The 15,648-nt window shown below is 57.1% G+C and carries 13 protein-coding genes and 1 pseudogene; 6 read left to right on the top strand and 8 right to left on the bottom strand.

Translation table 11 applies throughout. The annotated features are described in order from the left end of the window. Positions 1 to 17 precede the first annotated feature (17 nt). Positions 18 to 1,262: a malic enzyme-like NAD(P)-binding protein gene (locus tag FQ192_RS11690; protein ID WP_149658769.1), complete on the bottom strand. Its 1,245-nt coding sequence runs from the start codon at positions 1,260 to 1,262 to the stop codon at positions 18 to 20. A gap of 399 nt (positions 1,263 to 1,661) precedes the next feature. Continuing rightward, a pseudogene (locus FQ192_RS11685) lies at positions 1,662 to 1,892 on the bottom strand (hypothetical protein). 140 nt (positions 1,893 to 2,032) lie between these two features. Between FQ192_RS11685 and FQ192_RS11680 the strand changes: the two are divergent. Continuing rightward, positions 2,033 to 3,688 carry a SulP family inorganic anion transporter gene (locus FQ192_RS11680; protein ID WP_149658768.1) on the top strand — a complete coding sequence of 552 codons (1,656 nt, stop codon included), beginning with the start codon at positions 2,033 to 2,035 and terminating at the stop codon, positions 3,686 to 3,688. Between the two features lie 68 nt (positions 3,689 to 3,756). Here FQ192_RS11680 and FQ192_RS11675 read toward each other — a convergent pair whose 3' ends face one another. Next, entirely contained in the window at positions 3,757 to 3,942 is a 186-nt protein-coding gene (locus FQ192_RS11675; RefSeq protein WP_045060687.1) for a ribbon-helix-helix protein, CopG family, read from the bottom strand. 666 nt (positions 3,943 to 4,608) lie between these two features. On the opposite strand from FQ192_RS11675, the gene FQ192_RS11670 reads away from it, so the two are divergent. Together FQ192_RS11670 and FQ192_RS11665 are read left to right on the top strand one after the other, a co-directional pair. Then, positions 4,609 to 5,241: a trimeric intracellular cation channel family protein gene (locus FQ192_RS11670; RefSeq protein WP_149658767.1), complete on the top strand. Its 633-nt coding sequence runs from the start codon at positions 4,609 to 4,611 to the stop codon at positions 5,239 to 5,241. A 503-nt stretch (positions 5,242 to 5,744) separates the two neighbouring features. Next, positions 5,745 to 6,146: a DUF5329 domain-containing protein gene (locus tag FQ192_RS11665; protein WP_149658766.1), complete on the top strand. Its 402-nt coding sequence runs from the start codon at positions 5,745 to 5,747 to the stop codon at positions 6,144 to 6,146. Positions 6,147 to 6,243: 97 nt separating this feature from the next. On the opposite strand, the gene FQ192_RS11660 is transcribed toward FQ192_RS11665, so the two are convergent. From FQ192_RS11660 to FQ192_RS11650, 3 genes are all read right to left on the bottom strand, one after another. Continuing rightward, positions 6,244 to 6,822, bottom strand: a complete 579-nt coding sequence (locus FQ192_RS11660) for a hypothetical protein (RefSeq protein ID WP_149658765.1) — start codon at positions 6,820 to 6,822, stop codon at positions 6,244 to 6,246. A 3-nt stretch (positions 6,823 to 6,825) separates the two neighbouring features. Next, the gene (locus FQ192_RS11655) at positions 6,826 to 7,005 is read right to left on the bottom strand and encodes a hypothetical protein (protein WP_149658764.1); all 180 of its coding nucleotides are present in this window, start codon (positions 7,003 to 7,005) and stop codon (positions 6,826 to 6,828) included. Positions 7,006 to 7,240: 235 nt separating this feature from the next. After that, positions 7,241 to 8,143: a LysR substrate-binding domain-containing protein gene (locus FQ192_RS11650; protein WP_149658763.1), complete on the bottom strand. Its 903-nt coding sequence runs from the start codon at positions 8,141 to 8,143 to the stop codon at positions 7,241 to 7,243. A gap of 104 nt (positions 8,144 to 8,247) precedes the next feature. Here FQ192_RS11650 and FQ192_RS11645 point away from each other — a divergent pair, with 104 nt between their 5' ends. Both FQ192_RS11645 and FQ192_RS11640 read left to right on the top strand, forming a co-directional pair. Continuing rightward, positions 8,248 to 9,594, top strand: a complete 1,347-nt coding sequence (locus FQ192_RS11645; RefSeq protein ID WP_149658762.1) for an MFS transporter — start codon at positions 8,248 to 8,250, stop codon at positions 9,592 to 9,594. A 32-nt stretch (positions 9,595 to 9,626) separates the two neighbouring features. After that, positions 9,627 to 10,901: a glucarate dehydratase family protein gene (locus tag FQ192_RS11640; RefSeq protein WP_149658761.1), complete on the top strand. Its 1,275-nt coding sequence runs from the start codon at positions 9,627 to 9,629 to the stop codon at positions 10,899 to 10,901. A 174-nt stretch (positions 10,902 to 11,075) separates the two neighbouring features. Here FQ192_RS11640 and folD read toward each other — a convergent pair whose 3' ends face one another. Both folD and rtcR read right to left on the bottom strand, forming a co-directional pair. After that, entirely contained in the window at positions 11,076 to 12,020 is a 945-nt protein-coding gene (folD, locus tag FQ192_RS11635; RefSeq protein WP_149658760.1) for a bifunctional methylenetetrahydrofolate dehydrogenase/methenyltetrahydrofolate cyclohydrolase FolD, read from the bottom strand. Positions 12,021 to 12,167: 147 nt separating this feature from the next. Beyond that, on the bottom strand, positions 12,168 to 13,790 hold the full coding sequence (gene rtcR / locus FQ192_RS11630) for an RNA repair transcriptional activator RtcR (protein WP_149658759.1): 1,623 nt from the start codon (positions 13,788 to 13,790) through the stop codon (positions 12,168 to 12,170). Between the two features lie 203 nt (positions 13,791 to 13,993). Here rtcR and FQ192_RS11625 point away from each other — a divergent pair, with 203 nt between their 5' ends. Further along, positions 13,994 to 15,541 (top strand): TROVE domain-containing protein, encoded by a 1,548-nt coding sequence (locus tag FQ192_RS11625; protein WP_149658758.1) that lies wholly within the window; start codon positions 13,994 to 13,996, stop codon positions 15,539 to 15,541. The last annotated feature ends 107 nt before the right edge of the window (positions 15,542 to 15,648 follow it).

Below are 15,648 nucleotides of genomic sequence, written 5' to 3'. Positions count from 1 at the left end.
CCTGCTGGCGCAGCAGCTTAAAGCGGGTAGTGCGCCGGGTAATGCAGCTTCGCAACGCCGGTGTCGATAGCGGCCTTGGCCACTGCACCGGCTATTGCTCCGAGCAGGCGAGCATCGAGCGCTTTGGGGAGGATGTAATCGCGCCCAAACTCAAGCTTATCGACGTTGAACGCTTTCAGCACTTCCACGGGCGTCGGCTCTTTGGCCAATTGGCGCAGTGCTTCCACCGCCGCAATTTTCATCGCTTCGTTGATCCGGGTTGCGCGAACATCCAGCGTCCCGCGGAAAATGAACGGAAAGCCCAGAACGTTATTGACCTGGTTAGGGTAATCAGAGCGACCGGTCGCCATGATCAGGTCATCACGTGTGGCCATGGCCAGCTCGTAGCTGATTTCAGGGTCCGGGTTCGAGCAGGCAAACACGATCGGGTTAGGTGCCATCGCTGCCAATGCTTCTGCGGGGAGCAGATTGGCTCCAGACAGGCCGACAAACACGTCAGCACCGGTCATGGCTTCCATCAGCGTACGAGGGCCACCGTCGTTAACGAACTGTGCTTTGTATTGATTGAGGCCTTCCCGAGCGGAGTGGATAACACCGACACGATCGACCATGTATAGGTTGCTTTTTTGAGCGCCGAGACTAAGCAGCAGGCGCATGCAAGCAGTGGCAGCTGCACCGGCGCCGAGGCAGACAATTCTCGCATTACCCAGGGTTTTGCCCTGAATCTCAAGTGCATTGAGCATGCCGGCGGCAGTGACGATGGCCGTACCGTGTTGGTCGTCATGAAAGACTGGGATGCTGCACTGTTCGATCAGTGCTTCTTCGATTTCAAAACACTCAGGCGCTTTGATGTCTTCCAGGTTGATGCCACCAAAGGTGTCGGCAATACGCACGACGGTCTCGATAAAGGCCTGGGAGCTCTCGGCATTGACTTCGATATCGATCGAATCGATTCCGGCGAACCGCTTGAACAGCAATGCTTTGCCTTCCATAACCGGTTTGCTGGCCAAGTGGCCTAGATTGCCGAGCCCCAGAATAGCCGTGCCGTTGGTGATCACGGCCACCAGATTGCCTTTACCGGTGAAGCGGTAAGCATTCTCTGGATTCTTCGCAATTTCGCGTACGGGCTCCGCTACGCCTGGGCTGTAGGCCAGTGCGAGCTGGGCGGCTGTGTCGGCAGGCTTGGTCAGCGCGATGCAGATTTTTCCTGGGGTTGGGAATTCGTGGTAATCCAGTGCAGCCTTCTTGAAGTCGGTAGTCATGCGATCACCTTATTAGATGTTGATTACAATCACATGCTAACACTATTATAATGATAGGCAACGAGGTCCTGACCCACAGACCAGGATCAAATTGCCAGTTGCGCGCTGCTGATGAAGGGGTTTATCAGCCAGCGGACCTACTCTATTGGCCCTAAGACTTCAGGGTGCGCCTGTATCTGTTGGCCAATAGAGATCCTCCTATGCTTGAACCCGTCTTAGGCCACCTTGTGTGGCCATTTTTTTGCGCGCTCGAATGTCCTGCGCGTCAGACACTCAAGTCATGGGGTGAACGAGTGGCGCGGATGAGCGCGGTGTAGCGGATCAAAATAGCGGGGAGCGAAAGGGGAGGAGGCCATGATCAACCTTTACTGACATGATCGAACGCCTTGGGTGGAACAATCAGAAATGTACTTCGGCGGACTTGATACCCAGATCTCGAAGCTCGCGGATCAGTTCATCAAGGTGTCCAAATGACTCAATTTCCTCATTGTCATTGACCAGAAAATAGCTTCTCCCGGCTTCCTTTTTAAAAAGAATGATTCACTCGTGTGTATTGGCCGGGTTGGCGATCACATGCGTGTCGAAGTGCATGCCTTCACCGTGTTTGGTTTTGACGTCTTCGCGTTTCATTCGGGGGCTCCGGGCATATGTTTCTGCGCTCTCGACACTGTAACTACAGGGTCGGTGGTGTCGTACGAGGCTAGGCCAATTGCTTTACTATTATCACTACGTGTGAATAGTATGCACATGCCACCAGCGCGAGGCTAGTCATGATTGCCATACGAGAAGCTTGGAAAGCGGGCTTGTTAGGGCGCAAGCACTGGCTTCGAAATATCGTCTCGGGGGTCATCGTCGGCGTCGTGGCGTTACCCTTGGCCATGGCATTTGCCATCGCCTCGGGCGTCAAGCCGGAGCAAGGAATCTACACGGCAATTGTGGGTGGCTTATTGGTTTCGCTTTTCGGCGGGAGTCGACTACAGATTGCCGGCCCGACCGGGGCGTTCATCGTCATTTTGGCCAGCGTAACGGCCAAGTACGGCGTTGATGGCTTGCAGATCGCGACAATGATGGCGGGCGCAATATTATTACTGCTCGGCATCACCAAGCTTGGCGCACTCATCAAGTTCATTCCCGATCCCGTGATCGTTGGGTTCACCGCCGGTATTGGTGTGATCATTTGGGTCGGGCAGTGGAAAGACTTTTTGGGCTTGCCGAACATCAGTGGCGAGCATTTTCATGAGCGGCTTTGGCACCTCATTCAGGCGCTGCCTGGCCTCCATGTGCCCACGACCCTGTTAGCCATCTTGAGCCTGCTGCTGGTGATTCTCGCGCCTAAAATTCCAGGCGTCAGGCGTGTTCCTGGTCCTCTGATTGCCATGGTCGTTGTGACGGCGTTGCATTCCTGTTTTAAATTCGATGGCGTGGCAACGATAGGGAGTGCATTCGGGGGGATTCCTCAAGGACTGCCCAAAATTGGCCTTCCTGAAATAACGCTGCCGCAGATCATTGAATTGATTGGTCCTGCGTTCGCGATCGCGATGCTGGGGGCGATCGAGTCGCTGTTGTCTGCTGTTGTCGCCGACGGGATGGCCGGCACAAAACATGACTCCAATCAGGAGTTAATCGGACAAGGCATTGCCAACCTGGTCACACCTCTGTTTGGTGGTTTTGCTGCGACAGGCGCGATCGCTCGAACTGCGACCAACATCCGCAACGGCGGTAACAGCCCCATTGCGGGTTTTACGCACGCCGTCACGTTGATTTTATTGATCTTCTTCCTGGCACCTCTGGCTTCGGATATCCCACTGTGTGCGTTGGCTGCGATCTTATTCGTGGTCGCTTACAACATGAGCGAACTGAAGCACTTCAAACGCATGGTCAAACGCGCCCCAAAAGCGGACGTTGCGATCCTTTTAATCACTTTCAGCCTGACCGTTTTCAGCGATCTAGCGATTGCAGTGAATATCGGGGTCATTCTCGCCATGCTGCAGTTTATGCGTCGGATGGCTGCATCTGTAGAGGTGCAGTTAATGGTCGAAAAAGAGCTGGAGGCAGAGTTGCGCTTGAATGGGCATGTACATCTTCCACCTGGTGTTTTGGTTTACACCATTGAGGGGCCTCTCTTCTTTGGCGCAGTAGAAACCTTTGAGCGCGTTTTGGCTCAGACGCACACCGATCCCCGGAAGTTGATAATTCGTCTGAAGCGGGTGCCGTTCATGGATATCACGGGCTTACAAACGCTACTCGAAGTTATTGAGCAGTTGCGTAAACGCAGCATTGTCGTGAAGTTGTGTGAAGCCAACGAAAAAGTCCTTGGCAAGCTCGACAAGGCAGGGGTTCTTCAAGCACTCGGCTCACAGCATTATCATGCTGACTTCAGTGGTGCACTGGGCAGCTACGCCGAGATCGACAAGCCACAGGGCTAGAGACAGGTGCAAGAGAGTAGAAGGAGCGATGAGCAGGCATTCGTCGTGCCCGCTCATGCGCAGATGAATCACTTGCCATTGGCCGCAGTTTTGCTTTTTGTGGCGTAGGACACGCCATGCGTCTCCAGATAGTCCCGAATAAGCTGACGAACGACCTGAGAGGGCGTCAGATCCTGAGACGCGCACAGCTCTTCAAGCGCTTTTTTCTTGACGGGATCAATGAGCACAGTTAGTCGTGCAGTCTTGTTTTCCATGGAGTTGCCAATACCCTAAAACGGTCGATGTTAATCAAATTGTAATGGTCGGGGATTTTTTTGTCACCGATTAGGTTTGTTACAGTTAACGAGATTGACCTTGATCAGAAAATGGCGACGGTACGTCTACCAGAAATGGGTAAATGAGATAGATGGCCTCGCCCGAATCAATTGCCGCTCTAGCCACTGCTCCAGCTCCCCCCGAATGCAGGCGCCCATCCAACGGCTTGGGAATAATGTAATCCCTCCTCAGCACCGCTGCAGGCGAGTACTACGTGGGTCCATACGAGATGAGTGTGCACCCACGTTCAGCAGCAGCCTCATACACTCGGTCGCCGTACGCTCGTTGCGGCTGATTACCTGTAAAGCGGTAAACGTCGTCCGGATTTTTGGCCATTGCCAAGCAGGGCCGCGCCCCCCCCTGGGCTGTACGCCATTGTCAGGTCACCTATCGTTTCGACCCGCACACTTGATTCAACAGTGGTTTTTCCGAGTGGATAACCCTCATAACGATACGCGGCTGTGTTTTTTGCCCCGTATTCATCGCTCGCCTCAGTTGTGATTTTATTATCATACTATGATAATGTGATTAGACCTCAATGTGAGTCTTTGAGGGTGCTTCATTTCAAGAACTTCTCCCATTTGCAGTACAGGCTGGTTCCGTAAATGAAGGCTTACCACGCTGGCTGGGTGATTTATTACTGTGAGTTGTCAGGCGTTGCAGCCTTCGCAGTAACTGGCACCCTGATGGCAGGGCGAAAATCGTTGGACTGGTTCGGTGTGATCACCATCAGTTTAGTCACCGCTTTAGGCGGCGGTGCCTTGCGTGACGTACTGATGGCGCATTATCCGATCGAGTGGGTTTCCAATGAGAATGGCTTTTTGGTAGGGGTTAGTGCTTCGCTAGGAACCATGATTTGGGCGAGGACCTTGAAAACCTTCAACGAGAGGGTGTTGTTGGTAGCCGATGCATTTGGATTGGCTGTATTTACGGTCAGAGGAACAGATATGGCTCTTCAGCAAAACCTCCCTCCCAGCATCGCAGTGATCATGGGTGTAGCTACCGCAGTCGCCGGGGGTGTGATGCGTGATGTGTTGTGTAACGAAATACCGTTGGTGTTTAAACGTGAGGTTTATGCATCCATCAGTATTTTGGGTGCCGTCGCCTATATCACGCTGTTGGATTTGCAGATTTCTCTTGAAGTGGCGTCTGCAATCGCCATTGCGTTCGTTTTTGTCAGCCGTATTGCCGCCATTCGTTGGAAATGGATGCTACCCAGGTTCCATGTAGACGATTGATCTTGTTGCCAGGCCGACAAAGCTACGCTCTATAAGAAAACATGAGTGATGCTTAGTCATCTCTGCCCCCTCATCCTTGAGGCTGCTCCTGCAGCCTTTTTTTTCCTTCGCCATTAGATAGAGTTCATCCGAGAAGTCAGGCCCTCGGGGTTGTAACCTGATTTGTCGTGATGTGCGATAACGAGGCCCGGCGCCAAATTGGACTGTTAGCGGTATCCAGGCACGGACTGTTGTCCCGGACGTAGTCTGGAAATTTGCATCCTTCGCTCAGGGTCAGTCTGTCTGCGTGATCCGAGATGATGATTTGAGGGGTTACGCCTGTCTTCTTGCCGGTCTCATCAAAGAACTAGTATGGAAAATGAGATGGGGGCTAGGGGGCGAGTGTTCGAATCACTCCGTCCCGACCCTATTTCGTAAGGGGATCAAGTTTGGCAGCTTGATCCCCTTTTTCGTTTCTGACGCCCTGGTGCTAAAGTCGCCCACTTTCAGAACAAGGAAGTACCATGCGGATTATCAAAGCAGAGGCCACCCGAACCATTGTTCGCCAATGGTTGATCACGGTTTCTATCGGTCTATTGGCAGTGGCGGGCGGTGCGCAGGCCCAAACCACGCCGAAGGCTGATCAGGAGATAAAGGGCTTGCTGGATTTTGTGGAGCGCAGTGAATGCAAGTTTGTGCGCAATGGCACTGAATACCCGGGACCTCAGGCTCGAGCGCATCTCGAAAAGAAGCTGGATTATCTTGAAGGCAAAAACATGGTGAGCAGCGCCGAAGACTTTATTGATCTGGCCGCCACCAAAAGCAGCATGAATGGCAAAGCCTATGAAGTGAATTGTTCAGCAGGCGTCCAGCCGACGAGCACGTGGCTGAAGACCGAGTTACAGAGACAGCGCCAGCCCCATTGAATCTGTTCCCGAAACGATAAGGCCCGGCCCACCCGCTGGGCTTTTTTGTTTCTGTCAGCCTGGCTGCTAGGCGGCCAAGGAAACTGGAGGGGGTCGTTCAAATACCCCTGTTTTCGTAATACCAGCCCCCGGTCATATCCCTGACGTCTGTCGGTTTTCTCTCTTGAGTGACATAGGTTTTTTGCGGCGAATAGACATAAGCCGCGTAGCCGAAGAGGCAGGAAAGGTCGATTCTCGCGAACGTTACGCGGCCGTGCTCTGATTGAATGTCGATTCTGGTAGGCGCTATGTGCACCTTTGTAGCCGCGTAACTGACCAGAGCGAACAGTTGCGCTCCGTGCGCATCGAAAGGTTTGTTCTCATCATCGCTGCCACAGGTGGAGCTTGGCTTGTCGGCGTAGTTGCCAGTCTCGGATTCAATACTTTTGCACCAATCCTGATTGTGGTAACGGGATATTCGATGTTCATTTACCGTGTTAACCAGTTCGGTTAGCAAGGGGCTCAATTTGGGGCTGGTAGAGTCAGCGGTAAGCCACATACAGAAAACAATCAAAACCAATACGGCTGCCACGAAAAGCACCAATTTAAGCGCAGCTCTAATGATTTCAAGCAGGATCAAGCCCAGCACTTTTATAGTTTTGGTGACTACGGATTTAATACTTAAATAGATCGACATCACTTACGTTCCATGTTGTTTGATCGCTGTCCTTGTATCGAAAAAGCGGCGGGCTCTGGTGAATGTTAACCTTTCCGGCACGCCTTCCCGCCGTTGTTTTTCAACGGCGCAGCCAGCGTAGAGAAGGTTGGGCTTTTTCATGCCAAAAAATTCATCTCCCCAATGTCCGGTACGTTGAACCATCTCATTTCCAGGCCGTTCAAATGTTTACAGCGTCAGGCATCGCCTGTCGGGAGATGATCAGATGAAACGTACAACCCCGTTACTGTTGGTAATTGCAGCCACCCTGCTACTCGGTGGCTGCTGGCCGTATTGGCATGATGGACATGGGCATGGACGTGATCATGGTCGTTACTACGGAGGTCAGGAATACCACCGCTACTAGTGCTTTGCCCAACCCCGAAAAGGTTGGGCTTTTTCATACCCCCCAGCCCTCGCGAACTGCCCGTCGAATGCCCTCCAGCAGCATCGCAAACGCCGGGTTGTCGTTGTTCTCGCGCCAGATCAGATGCAGTTCGCTTTGCACCCCTTCGCCCAGATCGATATCGCGGAATACCACATTCTTGAACACCACACTCGTCGCGCAGCGCGGCACCAGGGCCAGGCCCATGCCGGCGTTGACCAGCGCCAGGATGGTCAGGGATGAGCCGAGCCATTGCACGTATTCCGGGGCCACGCGAGCCGAGCGCAGCATGCCGGTCAGCAGTTCATTGAACGGCGGGTAGGCGGCGTGGGAGTACATTAGAAAGGGTTGGGCATCGAGGTCCTGCACCGACACGCTTTCGGCTCTGGCCAGTCGATGATTACTCGGCACGGCCAGGACAAACGGCTCACGCACCAGGCATTCGGTGGCGTAGCCCGGTTCCAGCAATGGCGCACGGACGATGCCGAGGTCGATGCGTCGGGCGCGCAGGGCTTCGTGCTGCTGGTAGGTGTTCATCTCCGACAGATCGATTTTCACGTGAGGCTGTTTCAACCGTGCTTCGGCAATCACCTTGGGCAGGAATTCATACACCGCACTGCCGACGAAGCTGATATTGACCGAGCCGATATCGCCTTCAGCGAAGCGCCGGGCAGTGACGGCCGCTTGCTGGGCGCGCTCCAGCAGGTTCTGCGCTTCGATAAAAAAAGCGCGACCGGCGGCCGTCAGGGCGACGCTGCGGGTGGTGCGGGTGAACAGCTCGACGCCCAAGTGGTGCTCCAGCAGCTGAATCTGGCGACTGAGTGGAGGTTGCGTCATGTTCAGGCGTTCGGCCGCTCGACGGAAGTTGAGCTCGGTGGCGACCGTGGTAAAGCAGCGCAGTTGGGTGAGTTCGAACATTGATCTAATCCAGGTATCAATCGAATGCCAAGTTAGATTAGACGGGATCAATTACCGCGTCCATGATCGGCTCGTCCCCAAAAAAATAAGATCGGGAGTCGCCCTTGAAAACCCTCCAGAGTTCGCCGGAGCCCACGGTGCTGGCCCGCGCCGCCGCCAAAGTGAAACGCCATGTGCTGCCGCTGTTCGTGGTCATGTTCATCGTCAACTACATCGACCGGGTCAATATCGGCTTCGTGCGCAGCCACATGGAAACCGACCTTGGCATTGGCGCCGCGGCTTATGGGCTGGGCGCCGGCTTGTTTTTCGTTGGTTATGCGCTGTTTGAAGTACCGTCCAACATGCTGCTGCAGCGTTACGGCGCCCGGGTCTGGCTGACCCGCATCATGTTCACCTGGGGCGCGGCCGCCATGGCGATGGCCTTCGTCAAAGGCGAAACCAGTTTCTACGTGCTGCGCTTTATCCTCGGCGCGGCAGAGGCCGGTTTTTTTCCGGGCATCATTTATTACTTCACCCAATGGCTGCCGGCGTCTGAGCGCGGCAAGACCATGGCGGTGTTCCTCAGCGGTTCAGCGATTGCCTCGGTGATTTCCGGCCCGGTGTCCGGGGCACTGCTGAACGTCAACGGCTTGAACCTGCATGGCTGGCAGTGGATGTTCCTGATCGAAGGCTTTGCCTCCATTGTGCTCTGCGGATTCGTCTGGTTCTGGCTGCAATCCCATCCGCGCGAGGCGAAATGGCTGACTGAAGAGGAGCGGGGCGCATTGATCATGGCCATCGCCGAAGAACAGCAGGCCCGCGAAGCGGCGAAAGGGCCCAAACCGTCGATGTTCAAACTGCTGGCCGACCGGCAGATCGCGTTGTTCTGCTTCATCTACTTCTCCATCGCCCTGACCATTTATGGCGCCACGTTCTGGTTGCCGAGCATGATCAAGAAGATGGGCAACCTCGGCGACTTCCAGGTCGGTCTGTTCAATTCGGTGCCGTGGATCATTTCCATCGTCGCGATGTACGGCTTCGCGGCCCTGGCCAGCAAGTGGAAGTTCCAACAGGCCTGGGTCGCGCTGACTCTGGTAATCGCTGCGTTCGGCATGTTCATGTCCACCACGGGCGGCCCGATCTTTGCCTTTGTCGCGATCTGTTTTGCCGCCATCGGCTTCAAGGCAGCTTCTGCGCTGTTCTGGCCGATTCCGCAAAGTTATCTGGATGCGCGCATCGCGGCGGCAGTCATCGCGCTGATCAATTCCATCGGCAATCTAGGCGGCTTCGTTGCGCCGACTGCGTTCGGTTTCCTCGAGCAATCCACCGGTTCCATCGAGGGCGGCCTGTATGGCCTGGCGGCGACGTCGCTGGTGGCCGCCGTGGTGATCTTCTTTGCTCGCACTACCCCGAAATCAAGTACGCAAACCGCGACCAAAGCGGTGGTGCCGAACCACGCCGCTACACGTTAAGACCTGGATAGAGATCAATCGGAGCCTGACCTTTGAAAATCAAACGCGTAACCGTGACCCCCATCGCCTTTCGCGATCCGCCTTTGCTCAATGCCAGCGGCATTCACGAACCCTTTGCGCTGCGCTCGATCATCGAAATCGAGAGCGACAACGGCTACATCGGCCTCGGCGAGAGCTACGGCGATGCCCCGGCGCTGGCGATCCAGATGCAACTCAAGGATCAATTGATCGGTCTCGACCCGTTCAACCTCAACCAGTTGCGCGCCATCGTCCAGGCCACCGTGGCGGCCAACAAGACCACCAGCGTCGCCGGTGCGGAGCTGGCGCCGGGCTCCCATGCGAGCAAAGCCGTCAGCAACGCCTATTCGGCGTTCGAAGTGGCGTTTCTCGACCTGCAGGCGCACTCGCTGAACGTGCCGCTGGTGGATCTGCTGGGTGGGGCGATTCGTGATGAAATCCCGTTCAGCGCCTACCTGTTTTTCAAGTACGCGCAGCATGTTGATTCGCCCTATAAACCGGACAGTTGGGGCGAGGCGCTGAACGAAGAACAGATTGTCGCCCAGGCCCGGCGCATGATCGAAACCTATGGTTTCAAGAGCATCAAGCTCAAGGCCGGGGCGTTAGAGCCGGAGCATGAAGTGGCGTGCATCAAGGCCCTGAAGAAGGCGTTTCCCGGCGTCCCGCTGCGCATCGATCCGAACGCCAACTGGTCGCTGGACACCTCGATTCGCATGGCCGAACTGTTGGGCGATGACCTGCAATATTACGAAGACCCGACGCCGGGCCTGGAAGGCATGTCCGAACTGCATAAGCGCACCGGCCTGCCGCTGGCGACCAACATGGTGGTCACCGATTTCGATGAATTCCGCCGCAGCGTGGCGTTGAACAGCGTGCAGATCGTGCTCGCCGATCACCACTACTGGGGCGGCCTGCGCGACACCCAGGCGCTGGCGAAGATGTGCCAGACCTTTGGCCTTGGCGTGTCCATGCATTCCAACTCGCACTTGGGCATTAGCTTGATGGCCATGGCGCATGTGGCGGCGTCGGTGCCGAATCTGGATTACGCCTGCGACACCCATTACCCGTGGCAGGAGCCGGACGAAGAGGTGATCAAGGGCGGCAAGCTGCCGATTGTCGATGGCTGCGTGAAGATCACCCGCGCGCCGGGTCTGGGGTTGGAGCTCGATCATGATCAGCTGGGCAAGCTGCATGATCAGTACCTGACGTGCGGTATTCGTCAGCGCGATGATGTGAGACAGATGCAGAAGTATCAGCCGGAGTGGAAGACGGTTAAGCCACGGTTTTGATCCCTAAGCGAAACGCTGTGGCTAACACTGAACCTTGTGGTGAGGGGGCTTGCCCCCGTTGGGTCGCGCAGCGGCCCCTGCACCCAGTGCACACAGCTTGGCGACTGCTTCGCAGCCGAACGGGGGCAAGCCCCCTCGCCACAGGTTCACCGCCCGCCACAGGTTTGACGTCGCTCAATTGATATCCGAATCACACCCATCCGGATCCGGCTCCCGCGCCTTCACCGCACGCTGCAATCGCGCCGCAATCAACGTGTTCTTCAGCAGATAAGCAATCGTCATCGGCCCGACACCACCCGGCACCGGCGTAATCGCACTGGCCACGGTACGCGCGCTGGCGTAATCGACGTCGCCCACCAAACGGCTGCCGGATGCGTCGGTAATACGATTGATCCCGACATCAATCACCACGGCTCCAGGCTTGAGCCAACTGGCATCGATCAATCCAGGGCGACCCACCGCCGCCACAACAATATCCGCCAACCGGCACAGCGCCGGCGCATCGACGCTGCGCGAGTGCACCACGCTGACCGAACAGTGAGCCTGCAACAACAAGGTCGCCATCGGCTTGCCGACAATGTTCGACCGGCCGATGACCACCGCGTGCAGCCCGCTGATATCCCCGCACGTCTCCTGCAACAGGCGCATGCAACCGCTGGGCGTACACGGGGTCAAGACGTCCATGCCTTGCACCAGACCGCCGACGTTTTCGCGATGAAACCCATCCACGTCCTTGATCGGGTCGACGGCATGAATCACGGCGGCTTCATCGATATGCCCCGGCAACGGCAACTGCACCAGAATGCCGTTCACCGTGACGTCGGCGTTGAGTTGCGCGATCAGCTCCAGGACTTGCGCCTGGCTGGCGTCGTCCGGCAAGCGATGTTCGAGGGAGCGAATCCCGACTTCCTTGGCTCGCAGCAGTTTATTGCGCACGTAGACGTGGCTGGCCGGGTCGTCGCCGACCAGCACGACCGCGAGGGCGGGATGAATCTGCTGCGCGGCCAGGGCCAGAACTTCTTCGCGGACCTCGTCGAGCACCTGGGCGGAAATGGCTTTACCGTCGATATCCCGGGCCAGTGTGGGGGTACTGCTGATCAAATGCGTCACCGTCGTCATTGAAAGAGCAGGGCGCAGGTTACCAGTCGAGGGTCGCCGTCTACCACAGGCAGCAGATGGACAGGATGTCGCGGGGGAGGATAGAGGCTGTCGTGTTGTAAGCGGGGGCGAATCTTTTTTGCGATGCGCCCCTGAGCCAGTTGCACATCATTCAATTGAAGCCCTGCGCTGCAAATCAGCCATTTGCTTCCACTCAATCCCGAAGCGCGCCAGGTATTTACGCAAGCGATCCGCATCGTTCGGCTGCGCCTTGGCCTGGCGCGACACGCCAAACAGACGTCGTCCCGCATCAGACAAGCTGTCCGCCTGCCGGCAAACGTCGAGCACAGCTTTCAGTTGCAGGCGATCAAACAGGTCGATGTCGACGTTCTCACCGAGCAATCCATCCAAATCATCACTGGGTTGCGTCAGGCCCCAGGCATAACGCAGGCGATCAATTTCTTCCTCGACCTGAGCCTCGTCGATGCGCCCGCTGTCGGCCAACGTTGCCATGCGCGTGATGGACGCCGACAACTCGCGGAAGTTACCCAGCCAAGCGGCTTCGCTGGAACTGGCGAATGCCAGGTAGCGGCGTCGAGCCTCCAGGTTGAACCGCACCAAATGGCCTTGGTCGCGGGCATGGCGTTCCAGTTCGAAATCGATGTTGGGTTCGATGTCTTCGCGCCGACCCGCCAGGCCGGGCAGGTCGAACGTCCACAGGTTGATCCGTGCATACAGGTCTTCGCGAAACAGGCCTTCGGCGACGCGACTGCGCAGGTCGCGGTGGGTGCCGGCGATGATCAGGAAGTCGCTTTCCACTTCCTTGTCCGAGCCCATGGGAAAGAAGCGTTTCTCTTCCACGGCTTTGAGCAGCATGGCTTGTTCATCGGCGCCCAGCTCGCCGATCTCATCGAGAAACAGCATGCCGCCATCGGCTGCGCGCAGCAGGCCGTCGCGGGCATTCTGTGCGCCGGTGAATGCGCCTTTGATGTGGCCGAACAACGTAGACATGGCGCCGTCGCCGCGCAAGGTCGCGCAATTCACTTCCACGAAGCGCCCCTGCATCTGGTGCCGGCTGCGCTTGAGTTCATAGATGCGTCGGGCCAGGAAGGACTTGCCCGCACCGGTCGGCCCGATCAACAGCATCGGTGCCTGGGAGCGCACCGCTACGCGTTCGATTTGCTCGATGGAGCGGTTGAACGCGACGTTGCGGGTGGCGATCCCGGACTTCAGAAACGCCAGGCCTTCGAGGCGTTTATGGGCGAAGCGCGAGGCGATGCGGTCGTAGCGCGACAGGTCGAGGTCGATCAGGGCGTGGGTGCCGATGGCTTTATCTGCTTCGCTCTGGCGCCGGGCCGGGGAGGTCTGGATCAGCCGCGCCGGTAAAAATCTCGCCTCGGTCAGCAGGAACCAGCAGATCTGCGCCACGTGGGTGCCGGTGGTGATGTGTACGAGGTAATCCTCGTGCTCGGTGTCGAAGGTGTAGTCGGTGGTGAAGTCGTGCAGCGCGCCGTACACCTCTTCGAAATCCCAGGGGTTGCGCAGTGACATGGGATGCAGGCGCACCTCGGTGTCCGGCGAGACTTGGCGGATGTCCTCGCGAACCCGCTGGGCGAGGCTGACGTCCCGGGCGTCGACACCGTGAATCAGTTCCAGCCGATGGATCAGCACGTCCGGTTGCTGGCACAGGCCTACGCTCGGCCGCCAGTGACTCCAACGATTGGCGCCCTTGCCGACGCGATCGAGGGTGGCGCCGATAAAACCGATGGCGACGGTGCGCTTGGCTGACATGTTTATACCTGAAGATAAAAAGCGATATCAAAGGATAGATAAATAGCGAGCCGTTTGTCGCCTTCAGAATTCTCAAAAATCACAAAAATTAAAAAAAACGATATAAATCAATAAGATAAAAAATAATCAGAACAAAAAAACAAACCTGGCACGTCGGCTGCAATATCTCTGGCAACGAACGAGACAACAAGCGAGACGCCACGATGGCCAACTTCAAAATGTTCAACACCCAACAGGCAAACCTGCCGGCATGCGACACGCTGAACGCCGCTCAAGCTCCGGCTTATGCCTACAGCGCCAAACACAAGTTGGCCCAACTGGCCGTGACCGGGTGCCTGAACTCGACGTTCTACGCTTCGGCCGAAAGCCAACTGGATCAGGTGTTGCAATTGGTCGCCGAGCTGGACAGCCGCTACGTGGCGAAGGCCGCTTTGTATGCTCGTAAAAAGGGTCACATGAAAGACATGCCGGCCTTGATGCTCGCCGCCCTCACGGCACAGCGTTCGGCGCTGGTGCCAGAGGTGTTCGAGCAGGTGGTGGACAGCGGCAAGATGTTGCGCAACTTCGTACAGATCCTGCGCAGCGGTGCCACGGGGCGCAAGTCCCTCGGTTCGCAGCCCAAGCGCCTGGTGCAGAACTGGTTGAACAACGCCAGCGAACGCCAATTGCTCCAGGCCTCGATCGGTAACCAGCCGTCGCTGGCGGATGTGGTGAAGATGGTTCACCCCAAGCCCAACGAGGCCTGGCGTGCAGCGTTCTTCGCCTGGCTGATCGGTAAACCGGTGGATGTGCAGGCCTTGCCTGAACTGACCCGCTCGTTGCTGGCCTTCCGTAGCGGCGCGAGCCAGGAGGTGCCGCCGGTACCGTTCCAACTGCTGGGTAACGAGGCCCTGAGCAAGGAACAATGGGCGGCTCAGGCGCAGAACATGGGCTGGCAAGCCCTGCGCATGAACCTCAACACCCTGGCGCGCCACGGTGCGTTTCAAGTGCCGGGTTGCGCTGAATATGTGGCCGCACGCCTGGCGGACGCCGAGGCGGTGGCGAAGGCGCGGGTGTATCCGTACCAGTTATTGGCGGCGTATCGCATGACCGGGGAGGACGTGCCGCTCATAGTGCGCGAGGCATTGCAGGACGCATTGGAACTGTCCTTGGCCAACGTGCCGGCGCTGCAAGGGCATGTCGTGGTGTGCCCGGACGTGTCGGGCTCGATGCACAGCCCGGTCACCGGTTATCGCCAGGGCGCGACCAGCGCAGTACGCTGCATTGATGTGGCTGCACTGATTGCTGCGGCGGTTTTGCGCAAACAACCGCAAGCCCGGGTGATGCCGTTTGAAATGAAGGTGGTGGATATCCAGCTCAACCCGCGTGACAGCGTGATGAGCAACGCCGAGAAGCTCGCCGGCATCGGTGGTGGCGGGACTAGCTGCTCGGCGCCACTGGCGAAACTGGCTGACGAGAAGGCCAAGGTCGATACGCTGATCATGGTCTCGGACAATGAATCCTGGCTCGACGCGCGTCGCCGGGGCAGCAGTGAAACGATGCAGCAATGGGAGCGGATCAAGCAGATCAACCCGCACGCGCGGCTGGTGTGCATCGACATGCAACCGGGCTGGGCGACCCAGGCGCCGGACCGTGAGGACATCTTGAATGTCGGCGGTTTCAGCGACGCGGTGTTCGACGTGATCGAGCAGTTCGCCACTGGCAACTACGGTGCGCAGCACTGGGTGAAGGTGATCGAGGCCATGGAGTAAGCAAACGCGTGCGCCGGTCACACGGCGCACGCCACACGAATTGATTTTTTCACCGGCAATGAATGCCAATGGGACTACATCGAAGGCGTCTCATCAAATTCTTGTCA

Source organism: Pseudomonas sp. ANT_J12 (assembly GCF_008370045.1).
GTDB lineage: Bacteria > Pseudomonadota > Gammaproteobacteria > Pseudomonadales > Pseudomonadaceae > Aquipseudomonas.
The sequence above is the reverse complement of the archived record's forward strand: the minus strand, read 5'-3'. Positions and strand labels throughout refer to the sequence as shown.

What these genes read in the sequence shown, in the direction of transcription:
- FQ192_RS11690 (WP_149658769.1), bottom strand. Translation starts at nt 1,262, where the DNA reads ATGACTACCGACTTCAAGAAGGCTGCACTGGATTACCACGAATTCCCA.
- FQ192_RS11680 (WP_149658768.1), top strand. Translation starts at nt 2,033, where the DNA reads ATGATTGCCATACGAGAAGCTTGGAAAGCGGGCTTGTTAGGGCGCAAG.
- FQ192_RS11675 (WP_045060687.1), bottom strand. Translation starts at nt 3,942, where the DNA reads ATGGAAAACAAGACTGCACGACTAACTGTGCTCATTGATCCCGTCAAG.
- FQ192_RS11670 (WP_149658767.1), top strand. Translation starts at nt 4,609, where the DNA reads ATGAAGGCTTACCACGCTGGCTGGGTGATTTATTACTGTGAGTTGTCA.
- FQ192_RS11665 (WP_149658766.1), top strand. Translation starts at nt 5,745, where the DNA reads ATGCGGATTATCAAAGCAGAGGCCACCCGAACCATTGTTCGCCAATGG.
- FQ192_RS11660 (WP_149658765.1), bottom strand. Translation starts at nt 6,822, where the DNA reads ATGTCGATCTATTTAAGTATTAAATCCGTAGTCACCAAAACTATAAAA.
- FQ192_RS11655 (WP_149658764.1), bottom strand. Translation starts at nt 7,005, where the DNA reads ATGGTTCAACGTACCGGACATTGGGGAGATGAATTTTTTGGCATGAAA.
- FQ192_RS11650 (WP_149658763.1), bottom strand. Translation starts at nt 8,143, where the DNA reads ATGTTCGAACTCACCCAACTGCGCTGCTTTACCACGGTCGCCACCGAG.
- folD (WP_149658760.1), bottom strand. Translation starts at nt 12,020, where the DNA reads ATGACGACGGTGACGCATTTGATCAGCAGTACCCCCACACTGGCCCGG.
- rtcR (WP_149658759.1), bottom strand. Translation starts at nt 13,790, where the DNA reads ATGTCAGCCAAGCGCACCGTCGCCATCGGTTTTATCGGCGCCACCCTC.
- FQ192_RS11625 (WP_149658758.1), top strand. Translation starts at nt 13,994, where the DNA reads ATGGCCAACTTCAAAATGTTCAACACCCAACAGGCAAACCTGCCGGCA.